This window comes from Dyadobacter sp. CY312, assembly GCF_021390535.1.
Taxonomy (GTDB): domain Bacteria; phylum Bacteroidota; class Bacteroidia; order Cytophagales; family Spirosomataceae; genus Dyadobacter.
This window is the reverse complement of the sequence record NZ_JAJUXG010000011.1, coordinates 303,609-328,439: the sequence shown is the minus strand read 5'-3', so window position 1 is coordinate 328,439 and position 24,831 is coordinate 303,609. Positions and strand designations below refer to the sequence as shown.

Genomic DNA, 24,831 nt, shown 5'->3' with positions numbered 1-24,831 from the left:
TAATTGCCCGAAACGAACTCAGCCGACCACACTTCCCAATTCTTTTGCGGCGGCCATGCTGATGCCTTTGTAAAACAGATACTCTTTCATCACGGCTATTTCTTCTTCAACAGTTTTTGCCTGAATTTGCTGCTGCTGACAAATCTTCATTTTCTCTTCGATGAATGCTTTTTTCAGTCTCAGAATATTTACAAAAGCTGTTTTGTCGAGAACATCTGTTTCAAAGGGAACGTATATTTCAAACTTTTCAGACCAAAGTTCACTCAGTTCATGTTTAGGTGTCAGCCATTCGATGGTTAAATTCCGAATTTCCGCCTCATGATGATTTAGGAAATACTCGGTTGCTAACACCGTGTTTCTACCATAATGTTCTCTGAAAAGAGTCAATAAATGACTAAAAACGGAATCTTTGAAATTGATGTCCTGAATTTCACCAAGCACGTACTGGCAAACAGTGATACCCGGTTCCAGCTCTTTTGCTCCGTAAAGAACCAGTAATTTAATAAATGCCTGCTCCTGATAATACAACCTTGAATACTGGACTGTCGCTTCCTGTATTTCTTCTCCTGGCGGGCCAAATAAATCATCAGGCGGACCGTCGAATGGGCTGCTATCCGTATTGGGTCCTGATGTTGTATTTATATCGGCTGGTCCGTTCGGAACAAATCCGGACTGTCTGTTGCCTCGCTCCTGAGGTTTTTGAGTTTGCTGTTTGCGCAGCAGTTTATTCCCCTCCGTGATCAGCATTTGCTCATCCACCTTCATCATTTCTGATGTACGGTGAAAGAATACCTGCCGTTTAATGGCATCCGGTATTTTGATAATGCTGTTCACCACCTCACCAATCACAGCTGCCAGCCTGAAAGGATCGTTACCGGCATCCTGCAACAAGGTCTCCGTTTTGAAGGTAATAAAGTCTTTTGAAGCCTTGCGCAGGTATTCCTTAAAAGCTTCCGCGCCTACTTTCCGAACATAACTGTCGGGATCATCGCCGTCGGGAAACAAAACGATGCTTACATTTAATCCTTCTTCGAGTACCAGATCAAGCCCTCGCAGTGCAGCTTTGATACCCGCCACGTCGCCATCATAAAGAATGGTAATGTTAGGTGTAAACCGGCCTATCAGCCTGATTTGCTCCGTGGTGAGCGAGGTTCCGGAGGAGGCAACCACATTTTCGATACCTGCCTGATGTAACGACACCACGTCCGTGTAACCTTCAACCAGATAACAGTGCTCCTGCTGGCGGATTGCATTTTTTGCCTGATAAATACCATAAAGAATTTCACTTTTATGGTATACTTCCGTTTCCGGAGAGTTGAGGTACTTAGGTTGATTTTTATCTGTTTTGAGTATCCTTGCTCCAAAAGCAATTACTTTACCCGCCACATTGTGAATCGGGAAAATGACCCTTCCTCGAAAGCGGTCATATCCGGCAGTGCTGCTTCCTTCTTTGTGAATAAGTAGTCCCGCTTTTTCCAGTACTTCCTGCGAGTAACCTTTTTCCAGTGCATCTTTGGAAAAGGCGTCCCAGTTATCGAGACTATATCCCAGCTCAAACTTTTTGAGGATTGTGTTACTAAAACCTCTTTCACGGAAATAACTCAGACCAATTGCCTGGCCTTCATCATTTTCATGTAATTTCTGCTGGTAGAAGTTTTTAGCATAATTTAAAACAATGTAAAGGCTTTCCCGTGCATTCTGCCTTGCAGCCTCTTCATTGGTTACCTCTTCTTCCTCTATTTCAATCCCATATTTATCGGCCAGGTAACGCAATGCTTCACCATAGCCGATCCCATCGACATCCATTACGAATTTAATGGCATCTCCCGCCGCTCCGCAACCGAAGCATTTATATATCTGTCTTACCGGATTGACATTGAAAGATGGCGTCTTTTCATTGTGGAAAGGGCAGCAAGCCGAGTAGTTGGCTCCCTTTTTCTTTAAAGACACAAAATCTCCGACCACCTCCACTATGTCAGCAGTTTGCTTGATCCTATCGACGGTTTCGGGATTAATGCGCATAAAATGTGATGATCCGGTAATGAGAGTTATATAACCCTTTATGTCAGCTTAACAGGTTTTTTTGCTTTTTTGTCCATTTTTATGTCCAAAAAGCATACGGAATTTTATGGGGTAACAAACTAATCAGCTCATTTAAGGCCATACTGCAACATCAGTTACAGAATAACGTTATTTATAAGTTATCGGTGATCCAAGTATGATAATAACCAATCAATTTCCGGGTGCGAAAATAACGAGGCGTCAGCGGTTTTAAGGTGTCTTGTAGATCATATTTAATCAAATTATTAATATTTAGCTCGGTTGTGAAGTTCTTTGCTGAGAAAATTTATTACAAAAGCCTTAGAATTAAGAAATTCATCACGTAAAGTTTTTTTCTGAATACTTTAATTTGTTATTTTGCGGTATCAATGCCAAGAAAAGAATCATCTAAGTAAGATATATAGATATTTAAAATATAGTGTGTGTATAGTGTGAAACAGGGCATGGAAGTTTTTCTATGCCTTTGTTTTTTTACAGGTATTTCTTCAAAAGTTTTTAGGTGCTCAGGCACTGATCATACAGATTCATTAACCTACCTGCAACGTCCTCTTCTTTTCTTATTTTAAGCCTAAGTTTCTGATCGTCTTGTTGTTTTGGTTGAAGGGCGGCAATCAGATCGATTTCTGATATGTGGTGATATAACATGCATTCTGGCGGTCTGGATACACAGTCCGTGGCGAATACCGGAACCTGGCTTTCAATAGCTTCATGTATGGAAATGGAGTCGCCGTCTGTGGTAGTATTTCTAATGAAAGCGTCGGAGTAAGTCAGTACGTCGGAAAAATTATGTAATGTGGAAATGAATATAATATTACCTGGCAAGGTTAATTGCTTTTTTACATATTGTAAGTACCTGGCTGATGGATCAGAAATGATGAGTGCTGCCATCGGCAAGGCTGTGAATTTTTGTATCAACGCAAGGATTCCGTATGTCTCATTTCCTGACCTGTCAAAGGTTACATTACCAGCGTTGGTACAAAAAACGTAGGCGTATTGCTGTTTCAAGGTTACAATAGTTACTACATTGACGACATCCAGAGAAATAAATGCTTTTGTTGGTAAAAATGAAGATAGGAGCAGCGCTCTGTTATTTAAACGGGATGCGATTTTCAGGCTACCCTGATTCTGGACAACTGGTATATAACACAACCGGCAGGACAAATTGACAACCCAGTTTTTGAAGGTACGGTATCGTCCCAGGTTCCCATGATAGGTAATGATCAGTTTTCTTTTCATTACCAAACATATTACTGAGGCTAAAAGTTGAAAGTACACATGCGACGTATGCAGATGCGCGACCGGAAACTTCATGAGTGCAGCAAGTATTGACAAAAGGGATGTTTTTCTTAAATCTAGGAAATAAAAGCGTTTATAACCTCTTTCTTTAAGGCTATCCACCAATCGGGAGGTGTGAATGGTAACACCACCAATGGGCGGAGGTATATTCCCGAGAATTAAGATTTTGCCCTCATCCATCGGTTGCCCTTTTTGATGTTTTCAACCTGGACAACAGAGCATAAAGATATCTCCAGTCCTGACTGACTGGTATAAAGAGCGCAGCAATTGTTATTTTTTCAGTTTTAGAATTTATCAAAACCACATAGGCGAAGATAAAAGCTGTAAGCGATGAACATAATGCGGCCATGCACAGCCCGTCGGACCCGTACAAGGAACACAGAATGGTGCCACTAATGATCAACCCAACGAACGATAAAAATTGTATGAAGTAGACGAGCCTTTTTCTTTCTGCTGCGATAAGATAATTGAGAAAAATATTGACCATACCGTGAACCATCACCCATGGAAAGAGTTTTAGCAACAAGGTCCAGCTTGGAATGAATTCATAACCAAAAAGCATAGTGAAAATAGGTTTTCCGATCAGGCAGGTCATTATCAAAGCGGAAAGAAGCAACAGGTTGGAAAATCGTATTGTTCTTGCCAATGTTTCCCGACCGGCTAGTTTGCTTATTTTTTGATTAAATACAATTGGCGCGATGGAACCATGTACAATCAGGAATGCTTCGGCTATATTTAAAGCCAGTAAGTAGTGACCGAGTCTGGGACTGTCAAGATACTGACTTCCGATTAAAACGGGAAGTCGTGCCATACCAAACTGAAAAACGACTAACGGCCATAGTGATAGCGAAAGGTTGATGTAAGTATGTAACAGACCACGGTCAAATCCCAATTGGAAATTCGGGAATCCAGTCAGAGTGAAACCGATTATTACTGTTGACAACCAATAGGAAATCTGAGCAATTACCACAGTTTTCATTGTTGCTGCCTGCCAAAAGGCTGAGAGTAAAATGAGGGTCTGGATTAGCAGCGGAATGATCTGTGTGAGAGAATAAGCTTGATATCTTCCTGCACCAAGCAACATTATAGGGAGTGCCATGGAAAGGATTATAATTGGAAGAAACGGAAGAAGCTGACGAAATATGCCCTGAGCAGATGAGCTCTCAGCGAATTGCCAATTCGCTATTTCCTCTGCGAAAACATGAGCAACGAGCATATTGCCCAGGCCCAAAATCAGTGAAAGTAGCACTGTGTAAGTTAAAATAGGATTTTTAGAATCTTGATATTTACCACTCATAAACTGTGTGGCAGGAGCAATTCCAACAGAACCCCATCGTGAAATGACGGTTGTTAAATTTAATGCGCTGCCAAAAGATCCCAGTCCGGTTGGTCCGAGGAGGCGGGCCAAAACAACTCTTGACAGCAAAACGAGAATAAGCGAAACTACCTTCGTTCCAAACGTAAAAGAGAAGGACCGGATGAAGTTCATACGCCAGCAGACGGTTTGAGTTGGAACGGCTGCTTTCTTGTGCTCTTTGCATAAAAATGCATACACATGAGCAACAGCGGTGCGATGCAGTTAACAGTGATGCTTTTACCAGGAAGAATTACAAATGTACTGCCGACCGTATGGTTGAATAAAAAGAAGCAAATGAATGCGATCAGAAGTGTTGAGTATATTCTTTCTTTTGTTGAAGCGAAGCGATAGAGTTGGAACAGCATTGCTGCCAGCAAGCTGTACATAAAAATGGTACCGATAATTCCCTGCTCGGCAAGGAGCGTATACCAAAGCGAATGCGCTTCTCTGAATCCGGGGCCGAGTAGCTCAAAACTGCCAATCCCATGCCCCAAAAGCGGTTCTTGTAAAAAAAGGGAATAAGCAACTTTATGAATTTCCGTTCTTCCGCTTATGGTTTCAAGTTTTGTTAACATGCTGTTTAGTGAACCCATGTCCGCAAACCGAAGCTGCCAGAAGTACAGCAAGTCTTGTACGTTCATAAACCCGGCAATTTTTGAACGGTACAGATAGCCAGAAAGTACAACAGCAAATAATAGTCTCAGATCGATAAAAGTAGAAGTCATCAGGCTTGTGACAAGGATAAACGGAAGAACAAGAAAGACGGCACCTCGCGAGAATGACAAGGCAACCACACCAATAAAGATGGCCATCAGTATCACTTTCAGCCATAGGGAGGCTTTGTTTTTTACGGAATAAAGCAAGGCAAACGGCCAGAGTAAAATGAAGTACGCCATGGTAACATTGGTATCTGCAATGTTACGCGATGCAAGCAAATTGTCACTGCCTTTGTAACCAGCGCCTGCGTACACCAGCCCGAACGTGCCCAATCCCAAAATAATAAAAAGCAGGCATAGGTATTTATCAAGTTCCTGCTGGAAATCATGCGCCTGACAGGCGATTTGTAAATAGGAAAACAAGAGTGGAATTGTGAAAATGTATAGTGTAATTCCACCCCAAATGATATTTTTAAGGTTCGGTGAAATGGAAAGAAAAAGCACACTTGCTATGAACCACAGAACAGTCACCAGGGGATTTTTAGTTTGATCTGTTCGGTGACGCCCGGCCAGAAAATGAAGCAGATATACATTCAGGATGATGTATGGTAGCAGCCTCCATAATGAATTTGCCCCGGTGGTAAAAGCGTATTTTTGAAAGATGTGAAGAAACTGAGTAAAGATTGGTAAAGACAGTACAAAGAACAGTTTGTGCCGCGAATGAACAAACAGTGAAACAGCGCAATAGACATAAAACGACAGCACCACAATACTCTGAAAAGTGTTTTCGCCGATCTTGAAGATAGAAGGTATCAGAAGTCCGGTAAAACAAACCAGACTTACAGCGACCAATATTCTTTTCAATATGCTTATCATCAGCTCAACCATTCACGTATATATTTCATAGTTATAGCAACAGATTCGGGAGCAGTGTGGTGAACAAATTTCTGGATCTTATCAGTATGATCAACTTTCGGAGCGTGATCGAGAAGCTTATCCAGGGTTAGAAACAATTCAGGTTTACTATAAGCGAACTGATCCAATCCAAGCTTGTTAAGTGGAATTTGATGTGAATAGGAGTAAAAGCGTTTCACTGAATGACTTTCTGGCAATATTTCATTTCCGTCATAGGCAATGCAGATGCAGGGTTTGTTACAAATTGCTGCTTCCAGTCTGATTGTGGAGGCAATTTGAATACACACATCACACGTTTTAAGCATGGAAGCAAGGTTAAGCAGTACATCCAAATCAGGAATAGTATTCGAAAACGTCTGATTTAGTGATGTTTTCTCCGAATGCCAGATTCGGAAATTCTGTTCGTTCTCAAATCGGCTGTATTTCCTGTAATCATCCGCAGGATGGCAGCGCACAAGAATGGTTGCTGAGGAATGGTGTGCTGCGTATTCCAACAGGTGTTCAAGAATATCTACCTGATTCGGGCAATGGTTTAAAGCGCTGGTTGCGAAAAGCATCACCTTATGTTCATTCGAAATATTGAATTTGTTGCGAATAGATTCAGCGGCATACTGCGGTGGCAGAGGTTTGTAGTAAACATCAAATCTGGGAACTCCGGTAATGAATATCTTTTGCTTTGTGATATTAAAAACTTTGTAAAACAGATCATATTCCTGAGCCATAAATTGATTCCAGACCAACACACAATCGTGATTTGCATTTATAATTCCTTTTGAAGTGAGATTGTCCCAACTAATGACGATCGCCAGGGAAGGCGTACTTTTGATTTTGAGATGATTGACTATTGTGTTCTCCCGGATGTCGAGCGGGGAGGTGGAAATCACGCCGTCAAAATCGGGCAAATTCCAGCTTTTGACGTGGCGGTTTTTGCCGGTAAACAGAATAATTATCTTTCGTAAAAGCTTTAAAAGGCCGCTTGTTAAACGTATAGACGCGATAAGAGACAACAAAATATCAACGGCGTAGCGGTACAGGATTGATGATTGCTGATCTTTTATCTTTTGGGTTTCTATCCTAAAATGATGAAAGAACACGGCTTTTTCAAGCTGCCTCAGAAATCTCAGCAAGTAGCTTTCTTCGAATAATGGCACTTGAATTTGCTGCATTTGAATATTAAAGTGTTTATTGATTTCTGATAATTCTCTCTTTCCTATCAGGCTGGAAATAAGCCGTATATCATATTCAGAAGCCAGTGGTTTAATAAGCCCGCTGTGAATTATGTTGATGGCGGCGTAGCTGTTGGTGATCAGAAGCAACAAGCTTTTTTTACGACTGGAATCCATTTTTTGCAATTGTTTCGGCCAGGAGCCAGTCTTGCATGCTATCAATATTTACATCAGGAGAATCTTCATTTAAAAAGCCAACAAGTTTTTCTCCATATAAATGTCCTGCCCGTATCACATCCATATGTGTAATGTAAACCTGCCCGTCGCGGTGCCACGTATCCGGCAATTCCTGCCGCCTTGAAATGATCTCCTTATCACCCGTCACAAGTTTCAGATAGTCATGCTGATTTTCGTAAGCCCAGTGCGGATTGTATTTGTCAGGAATTTTACGGACAGTTACAAGGCTGTCGCCCTGTTGTTCAATGAGATAAGTTATGGTTTTGTCGATTAAATGCTTGGTGCGAAACGGAGTTGTGGGCTGCAACAGGCATACATAGTCGAATGACAAGCCAAGCTTATCACTATAATGGATCATATTTGTGATCACATCCATCATGGGCGTATCGTCATGTGCCAGTTCTTTCGGTCGCAGTAATCCCTGAACTTCCGGATAACTAGTCCCAAAGCTTAGGATTTTCTCACAATCGGTTGAGAGAAAAACAGTATCTAACATACCTGATTCACATGCAGATACGATCGTGTAATGAATCAAGGGCTTTCCTGCAAGCATACGCATGTTTTTACCAGGAACGCCTTTAGATCCGGCTCTGGCAGGAATGATGGCAAGTATTCGGGGTTTTACCTCCATGTTATATGGGCGTGTTTAGTGAAATTTCAGCCAGAATTTCAGCCATATTTCTTCCCGCATTACCGTTTCCGTAAACAGGATCGGGCTGATAATGTCCGTGAGCAATCTGCCTTTTCGTTGCGTCCACAACAGCATCGCTGTCATAATGCACATCAATCACGTTACATCCTCTTTCGCGACCTTCCTGCCGGCTCCCGATATTTACAACAGGCACTCCAAGCGATGCACACTCCCGTATCCCTACACTGGAATTACCAATCAGACACAGAGAATTATTCAGTAGTTTGAGAAATGAACTGGCTCAATTGATCTAAACAAATGGATGTTTGCTGCCGGATGATGTTCCCGATAGGTTCTAAGCGTCTTTGAAACACCTTCTGTTCCCGGATCGGAATTTGGCCAAAACCAAAACACAGGTTTTCCAAGTTTTTCAATCGCCTGCAATGTTTGCAAAGTCTGGTCACCCGAGAAGAGATATTCGTTGGTCACAGGATGTTGCATCACAACCAGATATCCACTGCTCAAATCAAAAGAAGGACCTACACCACCATATTCGGATAACGGATTAAAGTCAGGTTGAGGCAGATTGAAAACTTCTGAGACCAGATCAATAGAAGGACAACCTGTAACGAAAACAGTTCCTTTATTGGCGCCCATGCTAATCACACGTTCGGCAGCCTGATCAGTAGAAACAAAATGATAATCAGCGAACTGAGTCACTGCATTTCTGACCTTATCATCAATGTTACCCGTAATTTCTCCGCCTTGTGTATGGACCAGAGGTATGTTCATACAAGCAGCGGTCATTGCGGTAGCAGTTGTTTCAAATCTGTCAGCAATTGTAATTACAGCGTCGGGTCTATTATGACTAAACAAAGTGGACAGCTCTATCATCGCCAGAGCGACTGTTTTGACAGAATCGGCAGTGCCACTCCCTTCCATAACATTTGAGAAGGATGCGGTAATATCAAATCCGTCTGATCGTATCTGGTTGATCACAGAGCCATATTTTTCTGATAATGCACTTCCACTCACAACCAATTGTAATGTCAGTAAAGGATGTTCTTGGATAGCAATTAATGCCGTTTTTATCCTGCTGTAACTTGCCCGGGCAGTGATGACTACACATATTTTACGCTTCATAAAATATCGGTTTCGTTTAAAAACATCCATTTTTTCATATCACGACTTAACCGTTTGCCAAGGACTTGCTCATACAGGTGAACCGGTATACCCATCCCTTTCGGTTTTTTGGATTCAAGATCGTGCAGGGTAATTACATGACCTGCGGGTAAATCCTTATTTACCGCAAGAGACTTTTCGAAGATGTTTTTAACATCCTGAAAACCTGAAATGTCTGCTTTATTCACCGGGTTTGTGTTTGCTGTTGAAATCTGCCTGACGCCTGTTGTAAGCATTTTAACCTGGTCAATGGTCAGAGATGAGGCCGAATCCGGACCATAGCTGCGCTTGTCGAAAGTGACATGGAATTCAAGTATTTCAGCGCCCAAAGCTGTTGCTGCAAGGCAGGCATAAATATCTCCTGAATGATCTGAAAATCCAGTGGGGACATTGTATTGGCTCCTTAACTCAGCTATCTGATTCAATCCCCATTGACTTTCACGGGTAGGATAGGCAGAAGTACATTGCAATAGCGAGAACATGGTATTTCGTTGTTTTAAAAATTGACATGTAAGGTCTAATTCGTCTTGCGAACTCATACCTGTTGATATGATCATCTCTTTCCCTGTTTTCGCTATTCGTTCCAGAAGCAACAGGTTGTAGGTATCACCGGAGCCAACTTTGTATCTGGAAACACCAATTTTTTCCAAAAGCTCCACAGCCTGAATGCAGGAAGGAGTTGCCAGGAAATCCATATCGTGGTCTTCGCAATGGTTTTTCAGACTGCTCCATTGTTCAGGTGTAAATTCCATACGTTCCCAGTACTCCATCCTCGTTTCAGTAGAATAGGGGAACGGGATACGAAATGTCTCATGTTCGCTACTTTCGGCTTCTGAAATGTGAGTCTGAAATTTGACGGCATCAACTCCGCTTTCTGCAAGCACATCTATGTATGAGTGAGCCACTCCAAAGCTACCTTCGTGCGCCTGCCCGATTTCTCCAATCATGTAAATAGCTGAATTCATCTCTGTTAGATGTTATGGTAAAAAATAACAGGGGACGTTGAGTTTCAGTTTTATCTACTTGCTCCCGTAGCCGTAGGCATATCCGGGTATGGCTTTCACGTCGTTGAGAATCAGTTGAAGTTTTGGCAGTGCGTTGGATTTTGAAATCTCTTGAATGATTTCGATCTGATGTCTGAAAGTGAAGTTTTGACGTACAACGAAGAGGCTTAAATCGGCATGATGACTCAAAATACTGGCATCGGTCACTAAATTAAATGGAGCCGAATCTATCACAACGTAATCATAATGTTCTCTGAGGTAGTTTAATAGTTCTTTTACACGAACTGACTGTAATAATTCGGCGGGATTGGGTGGAATAATTCCTGCAATAATTACATCAAAAGAATTATCCTTTCCGGATGGTTTTACGATATCTTCCGCAGCAATCGGGGTGATAATATATTCAGAAAGCCCTTTGCCGCTAATGCCCAGATTTACACCAATAGTAGGTTTTCTAAGATCGCATTCCAGCAACATCACACGTTTCCCGGATAATTGTAGCGAACGGCACAGGTTTATGGCGATAAACGTTTTTCCTTCACCAGCCATACTTGACGTGACGAGTATGACCTTGTTCTTTTCTGCATCAGGAACGAAGGACAAGTTGGTACGAAGTGTTCGGAATTGTTCACCCACAAATCCGTTTTTACCGGTATCAAACAAATTGTCCCGTGCGTCTTTGCCGGATCCTATTTCACCGATTACAGGGACTTTAATCAGATCAGTTAATTCCTTTTTGCTTGTAATCCGGGTGTTGAAAATTTCCCTGATATTGAAAAAAGCGATTGGCAGGAAAAGACCAATCAATACCGATACGAGGATGGTTAGCTGGCGATTGGGAGATACAGGAAGATCGTCTGCCTTTGGGTTGTCGATGATGCGTCCGTTCGCAAGCGTCGATGATTTTGAGACCGACGTTTCAATCCGTTTTTTTAGCAAAAAGACATACAGTTCTTGTTTGATCTGCTGTTGACGGGCATGGTCCTGGTATGTTCTTTCATTGGCAGGAATTGTATTGATCTGTCTTTTTGTTCCAACAATACTTCTTGATAATGATTGCTTCCTCAACCGCAATTCATTTTGACGTGATTCTATGTGGCTTATTAATTCATCTCTGATGTTTTTTAACTGAAAGTCCAAATTCTGTACCGCCGGATGCTCGCTGGTACTGGTATGCAGCGTGCGATCTCTTAACAGCTGAATTTCATTGTATTTGTTTATTGCTGAAATAAACCCTGAATTTTGCATAGCTACATAAGCAGGCACAACGTTGGAAGGATTTTCTTTCACAAAAGTTAACAGCGATTCAATAATGCTTAGCTGAACTTCAAGGTCAGTCCGTTCCTTTTCATCTAAACTTTTATTGGTTAGCAAAAGCCGCGACTGTTCGGGAAGGTCGGTGATTTGATTGGTAATCCTGTAATTTTCTATTTGTTTTTCAATTCCCGTAAGTTCCTGTGTAACCAGCGCCAAATTTTCATCTATGAAAGTAATGGTGCTATCCGCAATCCGATTTTTGTCAGTGATGCTTGCTTTCAGATAGTTGTCTATCAGTTTACTTAAAATTACTTCTCCTTTTAATGGCAGAATATCTGTCAATTTTAGAGTTATAACACTGACCTGTTTGTTGGTCGCCGCTACATGAAGTGCCTGACTATATTTTTTCGCGGCCTCATCGGCCTGCGAAATTGAAATTATATAAGAATCGCCGTTTAAGGGTTTTGGATTGGTGGTTTTAGTTAGAATTGCTTTTCCCTCAGGCAATATAAGAGTATCTCCAAATTTCAGTTGCCAGGTCTTGTCGTCATTGGTGAGCGTGAATTTTTTGCTTTTTGATATATCGAGGATATAGTTAACCAGATTTGTTTTGTGTTTTAAAAGGGGAGGGGTGAGGAAGCGTAGTTTTACGGGGGAGGTTTCAAACAGTTCTGTGGTTTTAATTTTCCCTTTGGCGAAATAAGATACATTCAATTGAAGATCAGCCACTACCTTTTCCATTAAGGTTCGGCTTTTCAAAATTTCTACTTCGTTATCTACATTGCTTTTACCGGCCGATAAACCCAGATTTTCAAGGATTGCAGCCTCTCCCAAATCTGTTCCTTTGGTATCGTCCTTTACCAATATGGAGGCCGTAATCTCAAACCTGGGTGTTGCATAACGCAGGTAAAGCAAACCACCTGTAAGACATATTGCTATTGACAACAAGATCCATGGCCAGTTCTGGATCAATTGAACAATCCGTCTAACCAACTGATTTTCATGTGGAAAGCCAGATGGAATTCTCGTGATTTCTTCCAGAGACTGTTGCATAAATCAGAACGTTAATCTGGAAATGAAGATGATCAGCACTGACAATCCGGAAGCGATTAAGGCATAGTTTCGTGTTTTTCCGGCGTCTCGTGCTGCGGCTATTTTGTTTTTATTAGGTTCCACAATCACGACATCTCCCTGTTTTAGATAAAAATGAGACGACTGTAAAGCTGCCAGTGAGTTAAGGCTTAAGCGAATGGCTTCTCTTTGGCTATCGCGATTTCGAATTACAAGCACATTTTCTTTCTTGCCATAAATACTGATGTCACCTGCAAGTGCCAGCGCATCTAGAACTGATAATTTCTCACGATCAGAAACAAAAATTCCTGGCTTTGGTACTTCGCCAAGTACCGTTATCGTGAAATTGGCTAGACGAAGTGTAACCACCGGGTCCTTGTAAAACTTGCCAGCCAGGATGGTAAGTGAGTCTCGTATCTGGCTAATCTGATAACCATTTACATGAACGCTACCCAAAACCGGCATTTGAATATTGCCATTAGCATCAACCGTAAGCAACAGGCCTGGCGTTGCAGGTAAGTTACTATTGGAAATGAGAGGGGTATCACTGGTAAGAATTGTGATTTCCAGAATGTCTCCGGGTGCAATAATGGGATACTGAAAAGTCGCCGTTGGGATAATCATCGCTTTCGAGAAAAGCGTATCAGGCAGATCCTGAAAGTATGCGATCCTGTTGGTTGTTTTACAGGAGAAAGTGGCAAATAGAAGTAAATAGAGCCATAGAACTGACCACAATCTCAGTTTAAGCGATTTGTTAGCAGTAATATCCGTATACATCTTAAGCGTGTTGAAGCGTGAAGGGTATGTCGGAGTTTCTACATAACGTAATGGCTATGTGACGCAAGGCGAGGGCAGAAGTATCAGGCGGAATTCGAAAAACATGATTTGAAGCATAACCTTGCGCTCTTCGTTCTAAAATAAAAGAGGCTCATTTGTACAGCAATGCACAAATGAGCCTCTTTTACATAATTTTCAATCAGGCAAAATGGGTCTTTACTTTTTTCAAAGCTGATCCAATTACCTGATGCATATCGTAATAACGGTACTCTGCGAGACGTCCTCCGAAGATAACTTTTTCTTCTGATGAGGCTAACGACTTATATTTATTGAATATTTCGGAATTCTTGTCATCATTTACAGGGTAATAAGGCTCCGCTCCCTTAGCCCACTCCTGTGGATATTCGTGCGTGATTACCGTTTTGGGCTGCGTCCCAAATTCAAAATGTTTGTGCTCAATGATCCTCGTATATTCCGTTTCGCCATCTGTATAATTGACGACCGCATTTCCCTGATAATTTTCTGTATCGAGAATCTGATTGTCAAAACGAAGGCTGCGGTATTCAAGCTGCCCGTGCTGGAAGCCGAAATATTCATCGATTTGGCCTGTGTATACAATTGTCTCGGCAAGCTCACTTAATGCTTCACGATCCTGGAAAAAATCGACACCAAGCCTTACCTCAACTCCTTCCAGTAATCCTTCTGTCAGCTTATTATATCCACCGATTGGAATTCCCTGGTACTTATCATTAAAATAGTTATTATCAAAGGTAAAGCGTACGGGAAGCCGCTTAATGATAAATGCCGGAAGCTCAGTTGCTTTTCGGCCCCATTGCTTCTCAGTATATGCCTTTATAAGTTTTTCGTATATATCGGTGCCTACAAGGGAAATAGCCTGTTCTTCCAGATTTTTGGGATCTGTGATTCCTGCCGCTTTTACCTGTTCCTGTATTTTTGCCTGAGCTTCGGCCGGTGTTTTAACCTTCCAAAGCTGGTAAAATGTGTTCATGTTAAACGGCAAGTTGTACAGCTCACCATAGTAGTTAGCCACGGGTGAGTTGGTGTATCGGTTAAACTCCACGAAGGAATTGACGTAATCCCAAATCTCCTTATCGTTCGTATGGAAAATATGAGCACCGTATTTGTGTACGTTTATACCCTCAACATTTTCGCAAAAAGTGTTGCCCCCAGTGTGAGACCTGCGATCTATTACGAGACATTTTTTACCTCTCTTATTAGCTTCATGAGCAAATACGGAACCCCATAATCCGGCTCCGACAATCAGATAATCGTATTGTTTCATTAATCAGTTGCTGGTTTATTAGTGTAGTAGATTGTGTGTTATTGGGAAAGCAGAAATTCTGATTTTGCTAAGTTGAAATGAGAAAGGCTCCTATCAGGAGCCTTTCTCATTTCAACTTAGTGTCTGTAACTACTATGGAAGAAGTTTCAATTCAACACGACGGTTTTTCTGTAGACCATCGCGGGTAGCGCTATCAGCTATCGGTTTGAATGCTCCGAAGTAGTCAACGATTACTTTGCTAGGATCTGTAAGACCTGCTTCGTTGATCAGGAAGTTTTTAACTGCATCCACACGACGGCGAGACAGAGCCATGTTGTAACGATCTGTTGCACGACGGTCAGCGTGACCTGCAAGTTGCAGACGGCATCCGTTTTTGTTCATCAGTTGAGCAACATTTTTCAACATTTCCTGGAATTCAGGTTTGATCACGTTTTTATCAGTTTCAAACTGAACGTTTGCAAATATTTCGCTGCATGCTGCGCCAGTTGCCAATGCGTTTTTCACATAAGTGTCGAAGTCAAGAACGCGACCGCTACCATCTACGATAGAACCTGCTGGTGAATTTGGCTCTTTATCGAAGAAGTCAGAAACACCGTCACCATCTGTATCAAGTAACAAACGTGGGTCGATATCTTTTGGACGGTTTGCTTTTGCAACTGAATCCATTTCTTCAAGCGTAAGAATCTTAGGTGCTTTCAGCAATACCTTAGGATCTGTGTAGCGCAGGTTGTAGTAACCGTCTTCTGGTTTGTAATCCCATTTGCCATCCACTTTCTTAACTTTAAGTGGTTTCTTACCTAGTTTGTAAGTAAGCTGGATTGAACCAGAACCGTATTTGTCAAGCTCAGAATTTCCTTTGCGGGAAGTTTTCGCATCCTTGATTGCATTCAGATTCGGAGTAAGATCGTAGTCTCCGCCGTACGTAGCATCGATGTAATCAGAATTTGTGTGGTTCAGACGGAAGTCAAGACCAAGATCAAGACGTGGAGTCAGTTCATAACTTACGTTAAGACCTGTTGGAATAACCCAGTCATTTTTCTTACCTGTTTCGCGAAGAGGCACACCACCTGTAAGGCTGTATGCTGTTGCATCGTAGAATACGCGACCAATACCGGCGTATACATCCACTTTCCATCTCTTCATCTTGTTAGGACCCATTAAAAGGCCTTTCAAGTTAACAGTTCCTGAAAGAGATACGTCAGCATAGTTTCCTTCGAAATAGCGTGCGTAATTACGGTTTTTCATACCTCTCAGATTTCCAAGAGATCCGTCAAGACGAGCACCAAAAAGATACGATAGTTGTTTATTGATGCTTATTCCTCCCTGAATAGTACCGGATTCTTTATGTCTGTCCAAAGAAGTCTTTGTTACAGGCCAAAAGTCATACTCACGAAGGTCTCCAAAGAACATTGACGGGCCGAAATGAGCAGATATAGACCACGTATTCATTTTGTAAGGGCCGTCATAGGTAGCTTTAGGATTGTAATCCGGAGAATTCGGCTGCTCCAATGGCTGAGCGATAGAAGGCAAAGCCACTAACGCGCCCAAGGCAAACGAATAAATCAACTGGGATACTTTTTTCATACTATTCAAGTTAGCGTTATTAAGATTAACTAGGATTGATCTAATAGTCAATTATGAGTAAAAGAATAAATTAATTCATGGCGATACTTATCAATAATGCCTAGCGGGCACAAAATTAGGTTAACAATATCACTTAATCAACCTCTATTTGCTTAAATGAAAAACTTTCCTGCTATTTCTCTGAAAAACTTCCCGAAAGAAACCTCCTTTTTGGAACTTTCAAAGCCGTTGCATTAATTTTTTTTCCATTTCCCTTTTCCAGGATGCAAATTCCCCCGCTATAATTTTTTCTCTAGCCGTATTCACGAGCCAGAGGTAAAAAGTTAGGTTATGGACACTTGCGATTTGCGCTCCAAGCATTTCCGACGACTTCACCAGATGTCTCAGATATGCTTTTGTATAAAAAGTGCTCACGTAGCCACCAAGATTTGCATCAATGGGCGACAAATCATCTTTCCATTTCTCATTCCTGATATTAACAATGCCCTCTGTTGTAAAAATCATGCCATTACGTGCATTGCGGGTGGGCATCACACAATCGAACATATCAACTCCTAACGCAATTCCTTCAAGGATATTGGCAGGAGTTCCCACGCCCATCAAATATCTTGGTTTGTCCTTAGGTAGAATATCGCAGACAACCTCAGTCAGTTCATACATCATTTCGGCGGGCTCTCCCACTGATAATCCGCCAATTGCGTTTCCTTCGCGCTCATAGGAAGCGATTTTTTCAGCCGACTGTTTCCGAAGATCCTTATAGACGCTTCCCTGTACAATTGGAAACAATGTTTGCTCGTAACCATACAGCGGCTCCGTTGAGTCAAAACGTGCGCAGCATCGGCCCAACCATCTGTGCGTCATTTCCATGGAGTTACGGGCGTATCCATAGTCGCAGGGATATGGGGTACACTCATCAAATGCCATGATGATATCCGCACCGATAATTCGTTGAATATCCATCACACCTTCGGGCGTGAATGTGTGTATGCCTCCGTCAATGTGTGACTTAAATACCACACCTTCTTCGTTGATCTTCCTTCCAGTTCCTGCAAGTGAATATACCTGATATCCGCCGCTGTCTGTCAGTATAGGTTTATCCCAGCCATTGAAACCGTGCAGTCCTCCTGTTTTTTTGAGCAGGTCAAGCCCCGGACGGAGATATAAATGGTAGGTATTTCCTAAGATAATCTGTGCCTTGATGTCTTCTTTAAGCTCGCGCTGATGTACTGCTTTAACCGTGCCTGCCGTTCCAACCGGCATAAAAATTGGCGTTTGTATGGTTCCGTGGGCTGTTTCAATAACACCAGCTCTTGCTTTCGACTGCGGATCCTCAACTTGAAGTGTGAATTTCATTCAGCGTTTTAAAATGTTGGACCGCAAAAATAGGAGTAAGGTTTCTAACATTCCTGACAATGACTGTATATTTGTGTAGAATATGGAAAAAATTTACAACTCTCTTCTATTGTGACGGATTATTTACTCTATGTGTTAGGGGCATTTGTGCTTATCCAGTTGTTTTATTACTTCTACTTTTTCACACGTCTGGCTTTTTACGGAAAAAATTCAAACTACGGAGGAGCTGTTCCGGGAATTACTGTGCTGGTGTGCGCGTGGAATGAGAGAGAAAATCTGGAAGAGCTTATTCCTTTGCTAGACGCTCAGGAGTACCCTGAATTTGAAGTGATTTTGCTGGATGATCGCTCCGACGACGGTAGTGAAGAGTTTATCCGTGAAAATATAAATTCATGGAAAAAAATCCGCTACATCCGTATCAACGATCAGTTTGATCATGTCACTCCCAAGAAATATGCGCTGACTGTTGGTATGAAGCAGGCCAATTACCCGGTAGCATTAATGACAGATGCGGATTGTCGCCCGGCTTCTGTACATTGGATCACAGCAATGGCTTCGCGGGTGAGCGAGCAGCAAGATATTGTGCTGGGTTTCTCGCCTTATGAAAAGCTGTCCGGTTTACTCAATTGGTTTATTCGTTGTGAAACCTTTTACACCGCAGTGCAGTATCTGTCGTTTTCGCTTGCAGGAGTTACCTACATGGGAGTTGGAAGGAACATTCTTTACAAGCGTTCCGTCTTTTTTGCCAATAAGGGATTTTATACCCACAGGAAAATTTATGGAGGAGACGATGATATTTTCCTGAATGAGGTAGCAACAAGTTCGAACACTACGATTTCAATCGATACAGAATCCTTTGTGTATTCGAAACCAAAGACTAGCTGGAAGGCGTGGTATCGTCAAAAGCAACGCCACATGTCGGTAAGCACTTTTTACAAGACCAGAAATAAGATACTTCTTGCATTGCTTTCAGGTGCACACGTAGGCGTATGGACAATTGGCTTTTTAGTCCTCATACTGGCATTGCTGGAGAAAAACATATTTCTGCTACAAGCCTTGGGAGTGATGTTCGGTGTTCGTTGGTTTATACAGTTGTTACTTTTATTGATCATCAACAGCAAGCTAGGTAAAACAGTGGAATGGGCAAGTTTCCTTTTTATGGACTTTGCCTTATATATATACTATGTGGTATTTGGATTTATCACATTAACAAAAAGAAAACCAAGGACTTCATGGAATTAATTCACAAATACTTTCCTGATCTGACGGAAACGCAGGTCGAAAAAATGACGCAGTTAGAGGAGTTGTACAAGGACTGGAATGCGAAAGTGAATGTAATCTCACGCCAGGATATTGATACGCTTTACGAACGTCATGTCTTGCATTCATTGGGAATTGCCAAAGTAATGCAGTTCAAATCCGGAACGTCTATACTGGACGTAGGAACTGGAGGTGGTTTTCCGGGCATTCCGCTGGCAATACTGTTTCCCGAAGCACAGTTTCACCTCGTGGATAGTATCGGTAAAAAGATAAGAGTAGTACAGGAAATCGCATCGGAATTGAAACTTACCAATGTAAAAGCGGAACAGGTAAGAGCAGAGCGGTTGGATGATACTTATGAGTTTGTGGTTAGCAGAGCTGTAACCCGGCTTGCGCCGTTTGTAGGGTGGGTACAAAAGAATATCAGCAAGAATTCATTTCATTCGCTTAGGAACGGTATTTTATATCTTAAAGGCGGGGATTTGGCGGAAGAGTTGTCGGAAGTGAAACAAAAGACACGAACGTATGATCTATCTGATTATTTCACCGAAGATTTTTTTGAAACCAAGAAAGTAGTATACGTACCTTTGTAACCAATAATTGGATAAATAACCTGAATTTAAAATGAACGAGAAATACAGTGCCAGTGCAATGATGAACCCGTTTTTTCCTGATGAAGTAGCATTTGGGGAAAAGGGAGTGACCTTTAAAGTGCGTAAGCTTTTCAGGAGCACGGATAATTTTGTGTTTTATACTGATATCTCAGGTGTAGAAATTGAAAGTGGAGTACTATTTTCCACCATTCGGGTCATCCCAAGAATGCGTCCGGAAATAATTATTAATAATTTTACGAAGGGTGATGCAAAGAAAGTCAAGGAGTTAATACTTCAGAAGGTACAAGCTTGATAATTTTTTTTCGATTTGGCTTGCGCTGTATATTATTAATGCCTTACATTTGCACCATAATTAGGAATAACAACCGGATTAAACACTCCTGAATAGCTCAGCCGGTTAGAGCATCTGACTGTTAATCAGAGGGTCGTTGGTTCGAGCCCAACTTCGGGAGCAGAGAAAATGAAAGGGGTTACATGAAAATGTAGCCCCTTTTTCGTTTGTTTCTATGATATCCCGAAAACATTGGATCAAGTCCTAAACTTGTGGAGGGCATAGGATTTTTTTAGGTTTGTGTTTTTAATCAAACCGCATAGTTTTGGAGAGTTTCTTGCCGCTTATCGAGTTAATCTTACCGGAGTTTATAATTGAGAATTACTTACTGACGCATGTAGAGAAGTCAGCAGAACGTTATCATGTCTATTTGGAAGAGAAGAATTACTCAGAAGACGATCCCAGAAAAGCAGACTTACTCTCCAAAGGATATTTTCCCACCATCACTTTGCAAGATTTTCCGATTCGAGGTTACAAAGTATTCCTTCATATCAAACGTCGTAGGTGGCTCAATCGCGCGGCGAACCGTACCAAGACAGGTAAAATAGAATACAGAGATTGGAATGAAGTAGCAGAAGGAACGCGGATGACGAGTGAGTTTTCCGCTTTTTTAAAAGCGATTGGTGGATACGAGGGCTAATGATGTTTGGAGCATTGGACGTTTCTATGGAGTTAACGGCAAAGATCTGTTGCGTCAATACCGTGATTTTCAGAGCGGATTCAAGGAATGGAATCAAAGAGGACATGCTAAAAAGTGGCTTTTGTTTCCTGAAAACATAGGCTCTCACCTTTCTATTGACGAGACGAGCCTCTCTCGGGGCGAGCTCTATACAATTCTCACAAACAAGGCTGCCAAAGGCGGGCGTGGAAGCATAGTTGCCATTGTGGCCGGCACCAAGGCGGAAACGGTTATCGAAGTTATTCGGAAGCTGCCAGAGGTACAACGCAAAAAAGTTACAGAAATAACCCTGGATATGGCTGGCAGCATGTCAATGATTGCAAAGCACTGTTTTCCCAGAGCAGTACGCGTCACTGATCGTTTTCATGTACAACGATTGGCTACCGAAGCCTTGCAGGAAATGCGGATAAAATTGCGTTGGGAGGCACTAGACCTAGAAAATGAAGCAATTGAGCAGGCTAAAAATGATCAAACTGAATATATACCTGAGATACTGTCCAATGGAGACACCCTAAAACAGCTACTGGCTAGAAGCAGATATGCCCTTTACAAAAAGCCGAACACTTGGACTGATAATCAGAAAGAAAGAGCGCAATTGCTCTTTGACTAGGCGTCCCCGACCGCTTCCCAGACCTTAAAAAAGCATATGATCTGGCACAAGAACTCAGCAACATCTTTACTAACACAACTCAAAAGATCTACGGGTTGACAAGGCTGGCCAAATGGCATGAAAAAGTAAGGCAATCTGGTTTCAAGTCATTTAACACTGTTGCCAGGTCGATTCAGAATCACTATCAAACCATCCTGAACTATTTTGATAACAGAAGTACTAATGCTTCCGCAGAGTCCTTCAACGCAAAAATCAAAGCATTTAGAAGTCAGTTCAGAGGGGTTCGCAACGTCGAATTTTTCCTTTACCGTCTAACTCAATTATATGCTTAATCCAAGTTAGTCCACAAGTTTTTGACTTGATCCAAAACATTGGATCAATGGATCATCAAATCCAAAACTTGTGGAGCGAGTAGTGAAAACGATAGTGTTAATTGGAAACGTCAATAAGTTCCTTGCCAAGATAGGAGGCATACTCTTCCGCCGCCTTGCGGATACGGTTTAATTTAGGAGCACTCAGTTTCGAAAAAGGAGTTAAGTTAATGACGACTTTGTCCCTTTTTATCTCCTTCTTCCATAAACCTTCCACTTTGCCGTCAATCACAATCGTCGGCATAAACATGCCGTTGTTCCCCGGAACAAGTTTGGGCAAATGGGATGTATTCACCGCAAGTGTACGATTGGTATAGCCAAGGATGTATTCATCGAAGCCAGATAGCAGCAGCGTTGTTTCGGTAGGCTTTATGTCTGATAACCCGGGATCATACCAGTACGAATTACCATCTACCTCCTTGTGTATAAGATTGTGTCCTATGGCTGCCAAAGCACGCCTGGCATCGGAAATTTTCAGCCCGCTCCACCATACAAAATCTTGCAATGTGGCTGGTCCGTGACCTGTAAAATATTTGGATGCAATTTCGATTAACGCTTCGTCCGGGGATATTTCTCTGGATTTAGGAATCCAGTCATCAAGCAGAACGTAGGTCGGTTGTTTCCCATGGTGAGAGCCATGACAGAGTATTTGGGTTTGAGCCAGATAATTGATAATGTGGATGCCGCGCTGTTGCGAAGTTCTGATTCCATTTTCCTCTAAAATTGCATAGACTTCACTACGCTCAAGTTGTTTGGTTCCCTCCATTGCTCTCAGCAGCAAATCCTGACTTTTGTTAAAAGTATCATTGTCTAGTTCCAGCTGTCTGTTTCGTCCCGCCATGCCTGAGATGATCCGTGGTGCAAGTAATTTGAGCATCCATCTGACATCATCTGATGCGACAAAGTGAAGTGTTCCACGCATTGGCCAGGTCCGGACGATGGAACGTTCTGAAATGGCTTTTTCAACATCGTTCTGACTCTTTTCCAACGTACGCATTGCGATAGACCACTTCGCTCCTTCGAAATCTTGTGCCTGAACAGCACCAAGTTTCGATACAACCTCGGCAGGTGTAAAATTTGATTTTTCGGCTAGTTTAAGACTATGCAGCCTTAGGTTCAACAAGTCCTTTTGAGTCATAAAATCTGCTGAGCTTATAGGTGTTACTTCAGATATACCTCAGCCCACTTTAAATCTTCAGGCGTGGTAATTTTTATATTTTCATAGCATCCTTCAACCAGATTTATTGGGTAACCTGCCGACTCGAGGACACTTGCGCAGTCGGTGAAAATTAACTGATATGGCTGATTAAATGCTTCTCTCATCCATTCCAGCCGAAAGGACTGAGGAGTTTGTATCAATCTTACTAAGGATCGATCCAACGCCATGTTCGTACCAGAGGGGTTAAGTGTCCGAATCGAATCCTTGCAGGCAACGGATGCAACAGCAGTCCCTTCCCTTGCGGCCGTCGTGAAGCAGTTGGAGATAACAGTCTTGCTTATTACAGGTCTGACGCCATCATGAACTGCTACAATTCCTTTTTCGCCCTTAATTGAATAGAGGCCATTTTTTACTGAATCGAATCGTGTTTCTCCGCCAGCAACCAGTTGATAATTAATATGAAATTGGTATTTTGAACAAAGCTCTTCCCAAAATGAAAACTGATCTTCCGGGAGCACGAGTATAATTGATATTTCGGGAGAATAATTATTGAATGCACTTAGGGTATGCATGAGAATGGGCAATCCGTTAACAACTATAAATTGTTTCGGTATATCACTTTTCATGCGGCTTCCGCTACCTCCCGCTACGATGATTACATATTCTTTCATGAAAAGTTAAAATTATGGTATAAAAAAGTCACTTACCGTTGAGAGTGCCTTCAAGACAGATTCTTTGGTAAGTGACAAAAATAAATTATTTGATAATTAAATCAGATAATCAGCATAGCGTCTCCGTAAGTAAAAAACTTATATTTTTCTTTGATTGCCAGGTCATAAGCTTTCATGACCAGTTCAAATCCTCCAAATGCACATGCGGACATAAGTAAGATTGATTCCGGAAGTTGGAAATTGGAAAGCATTGCATTCGCAATTTTAAAGTCGTAGGGAGGAAAAACAAATTTATCTGTCCATCCTTCAACCGCTTTTAAATGTCCGCTCGCCGAAACCGATGATTCAATTGCTTTTAAAGAAGTAGTACCAACAGCACACACACGTTTTTTGCTATCAATAGAGGCATTAACGATGTCCGCACTTGCCTGACTAATTCTGTAATTTTCTGAATCCGTTTTGTGCTTTGTCAGATCTTCAACATCCACTGTACGAAATGTACCCAGGCCGACATGAAGTGTTACCGGAGCAAAGTTTATACCTTTAATTTCAAGGCGTTTCATCATTGCTTTTGTAAAATGCAAACCTGCTGTAGGCGCAGCTACGGCTCCGATATGCTCAGCAAAAATGGTCTGGAAGCGCTCGCGATCTGCGGTTTCTACTTTGCGGCGCGAAATAATTTCAGGCGGAAGAGGTGTTTCGCCCAATTCGTCCACCAGTTTCATAAATTCGTCGTTGTTGCCGTCATACAGGAATCTTATTGTACGCCCACGGGAAGTAGTGTTGTCGATTACTTCTGCAACAAGGTCACTGTCACCGAAATATAGCTTATTTCCTACGCGAATTTTACGGGCGGGATCTACCAAAACATCCCACAAACGCATTTCACGATTCAGCTCGCGTAATAGGAATACTTCAATTTTTGCGCCGGTTTTTTCCTTTTGTCCATAGAGGCGTGCAGGAAAAACTTTTGTGTCGTTAATTGCCATCACGTCGCCATCATCAAAATAATTGATCAGATCGGCAAACATTTTATGTTCAATTTCTCCGGTTTTACGATGTACCACCATCAGACGGGATTCGCCGCGATCGGAAGGATGAAGTGCAATAAGGCTTTGAGGTAAGTCAAATTTAAATTCTGATAGCTTCATAGCTGGTTATTCAGTGAAAGTCGATAGTCGTTGTGACCTTGTGTTGGTCAGAATGAGACGGTTATATTGGTATTAATCTGATAATCCTGAAACGTAAAAATTGAGCTTCAAATGATATAATCATGCTATTAGAGC

At 41.9% G+C, this 24,831-nt stretch carries 19 protein-coding genes, 1 tRNA gene and 2 pseudogenes; 6 read left to right on the top strand and 16 right to left on the bottom strand.

All coding sequences use genetic code 11. The annotated features are described in order from the left end of the window. Nucleotides 1-18: 18 nt before the first annotated feature. From dnaG to tgt, 13 genes and pseudogenes are all read right to left on the bottom strand, one after another. The gene (gene dnaG, locus LZG71_RS16350) at nucleotides 19-2,022 is read right to left on the bottom strand and encodes a DNA primase (protein ID WP_233822044.1); all 2,004 of its coding nucleotides are present in this window, start codon (nucleotides 2,020-2,022) and stop codon (nucleotides 19-21) included. Nucleotides 2,023-2,556: 534 nt separating this feature from the next. Beyond that, nucleotides 2,557-3,537 carry a hypothetical protein gene (locus tag LZG71_RS16345; RefSeq protein ID WP_233822043.1) on the bottom strand — a complete coding sequence of 327 codons (981 nt, stop codon included), beginning with the start codon at nucleotides 3,535-3,537 and terminating at the stop codon, nucleotides 2,557-2,559. Beyond that, nucleotides 3,530-4,846: a lipopolysaccharide biosynthesis protein gene (locus tag LZG71_RS16340; RefSeq protein WP_233822042.1), complete on the bottom strand. Its 1,317-nt coding sequence runs from the start codon at nucleotides 4,844-4,846 to the stop codon at nucleotides 3,530-3,532. The genes LZG71_RS16345 and LZG71_RS16340 overlap by 8 nt, the downstream gene beginning before the upstream one ends. After that, the gene (locus tag LZG71_RS16335) at nucleotides 4,843-6,246 is read right to left on the bottom strand and encodes an O-antigen ligase (protein WP_233822041.1); all 1,404 of its coding nucleotides are present in this window, start codon (nucleotides 6,244-6,246) and stop codon (nucleotides 4,843-4,845) included. The genes LZG71_RS16340 and LZG71_RS16335 overlap by 4 nt, the downstream gene beginning before the upstream one ends. Continuing rightward, nucleotides 6,246-7,628: a CDP-glycerol glycerophosphotransferase family protein gene (locus tag LZG71_RS16330; RefSeq protein ID WP_233822040.1), complete on the bottom strand. Its 1,383-nt coding sequence runs from the start codon at nucleotides 7,626-7,628 to the stop codon at nucleotides 6,246-6,248. Before LZG71_RS16330 ends, LZG71_RS16335 begins: the two co-directional genes overlap by 1 nt. Then, a complete protein-coding gene (locus LZG71_RS16325) occupies nucleotides 7,612-8,319 on the bottom strand; it encodes a cytidylyltransferase domain-containing protein (protein ID WP_233822039.1) in 708 nt (235 codons plus the stop codon). Before LZG71_RS16325 ends, LZG71_RS16330 begins: the two co-directional genes overlap by 17 nt. A 1-nt stretch (nucleotide 8,320) precedes the next feature. Further along, nucleotides 8,321-9,462: pseudogene (gene neuC / locus LZG71_RS16320) on the bottom strand (UDP-N-acetylglucosamine 2-epimerase). Continuing rightward, nucleotides 9,459-10,466, bottom strand: coding sequence for an N-acetylneuraminate synthase family protein (locus LZG71_RS16315; protein ID WP_233822038.1), 1,008 nt, complete (start codon nucleotides 10,464-10,466; stop codon nucleotides 9,459-9,461). Before LZG71_RS16315 ends, neuC begins: the two are co-directional and overlap by 4 nt. Before the next feature lie 54 nt (nucleotides 10,467-10,520). Beyond that, on the bottom strand, nucleotides 10,521-12,815 hold the full coding sequence (locus tag LZG71_RS16310) for a polysaccharide biosynthesis tyrosine autokinase (RefSeq protein ID WP_233822037.1): 2,295 nt from the start codon (nucleotides 12,813-12,815) through the stop codon (nucleotides 10,521-10,523). Between the two features lie 3 nt (nucleotides 12,816-12,818). Then, entirely contained in the window at nucleotides 12,819-13,610 is a 792-nt protein-coding gene (locus LZG71_RS16305; RefSeq protein WP_233822036.1) for a polysaccharide biosynthesis/export family protein, read from the bottom strand. 199 nt (nucleotides 13,611-13,809) lie between these two features. Continuing rightward, nucleotides 13,810-14,913, bottom strand: a complete 1,104-nt coding sequence (gene glf, locus LZG71_RS16300) for a UDP-galactopyranose mutase (RefSeq protein WP_233822035.1) — start codon at nucleotides 14,911-14,913, stop codon at nucleotides 13,810-13,812. Between the two features lie 132 nt (nucleotides 14,914-15,045). Continuing rightward, nucleotides 15,046-16,497 carry an OmpA family protein gene (locus LZG71_RS16295; RefSeq protein ID WP_233822034.1) on the bottom strand — a complete coding sequence of 484 codons (1,452 nt, stop codon included), beginning with the start codon at nucleotides 16,495-16,497 and terminating at the stop codon, nucleotides 15,046-15,048. A 219-nt stretch (nucleotides 16,498-16,716) separates the two neighbouring features. Beyond that, complete coding sequence (gene tgt / locus LZG71_RS16290; protein ID WP_233822033.1) at nucleotides 16,717-17,850, bottom strand: tRNA guanosine(34) transglycosylase Tgt; 1,134 nt, start codon at nucleotides 17,848-17,850, stop codon at nucleotides 16,717-16,719. Nucleotides 17,851-17,961: 111 nt separating this feature from the next. On the opposite strand from tgt, the gene LZG71_RS16285 reads away from it, so the two are divergent. The 6 genes and pseudogenes from LZG71_RS16285 to LZG71_RS16260 all read left to right on the top strand — a co-directional run bounded on the left by LZG71_RS16285 (nucleotide 17,962) and on the right by LZG71_RS16260 (nucleotide 21,676). Further along, nucleotides 17,962-19,092: a glycosyltransferase gene (locus tag LZG71_RS16285; protein ID WP_233822032.1), complete on the top strand. Its 1,131-nt coding sequence runs from the start codon at nucleotides 17,962-17,964 to the stop codon at nucleotides 19,090-19,092. Beyond that, nucleotides 19,083-19,703, top strand: coding sequence for a 16S rRNA (guanine(527)-N(7))-methyltransferase RsmG (gene rsmG, locus LZG71_RS16280; RefSeq protein ID WP_233822031.1), 621 nt, complete (start codon nucleotides 19,083-19,085; stop codon nucleotides 19,701-19,703). Before LZG71_RS16285 ends, rsmG begins: the two co-directional genes overlap by 10 nt. A 31-nt stretch (nucleotides 19,704-19,734) precedes the next feature. Beyond that, the gene (locus LZG71_RS16275) at nucleotides 19,735-20,016 is read left to right on the top strand and encodes a hypothetical protein (RefSeq protein ID WP_233822030.1); all 282 of its coding nucleotides are present in this window, start codon (nucleotides 19,735-19,737) and stop codon (nucleotides 20,014-20,016) included. An 86-nt stretch (nucleotides 20,017-20,102) separates the two neighbouring features. Then, nucleotides 20,103-20,176: transfer RNA gene (locus tag LZG71_RS16270), tRNA-Asn, on the top strand. Nucleotides 20,177-20,320: 144 nt separating this feature from the next. Continuing rightward, nucleotides 20,321-20,695, top strand: coding sequence for a transposase (locus LZG71_RS16265; RefSeq protein ID WP_233822029.1), 375 nt, complete (start codon nucleotides 20,321-20,323; stop codon nucleotides 20,693-20,695). Between the two features lie 46 nt (nucleotides 20,696-20,741). Next, nucleotides 20,742-21,676 (top strand): annotated as a pseudogene (locus tag LZG71_RS16260) (transposase). Between the two features lie 97 nt (nucleotides 21,677-21,773). On the opposite strand, the gene LZG71_RS16255 reads toward LZG71_RS16260, so the two are convergent. From LZG71_RS16255 to queA, 3 genes are all read right to left on the bottom strand, one after another. Next, entirely contained in the window at nucleotides 21,774-22,853 is a 1,080-nt protein-coding gene (locus LZG71_RS16255) for a winged helix DNA-binding domain-containing protein (RefSeq protein ID WP_233822028.1), read from the bottom strand. A 23-nt stretch (nucleotides 22,854-22,876) separates the two neighbouring features. Further along, entirely contained in the window at nucleotides 22,877-23,545 is a 669-nt protein-coding gene (locus LZG71_RS16250; RefSeq protein WP_233822027.1) for a 2-C-methyl-D-erythritol 4-phosphate cytidylyltransferase, read from the bottom strand. Between the two features lie 101 nt (nucleotides 23,546-23,646). Continuing rightward, nucleotides 23,647-24,696 carry a tRNA preQ1(34) S-adenosylmethionine ribosyltransferase-isomerase QueA gene (queA, locus tag LZG71_RS16245; protein WP_233822026.1) on the bottom strand — a complete coding sequence of 350 codons (1,050 nt, stop codon included), beginning with the start codon at nucleotides 24,694-24,696 and terminating at the stop codon, nucleotides 23,647-23,649. Nucleotides 24,697-24,831: the final 135 nt, after the last annotated feature.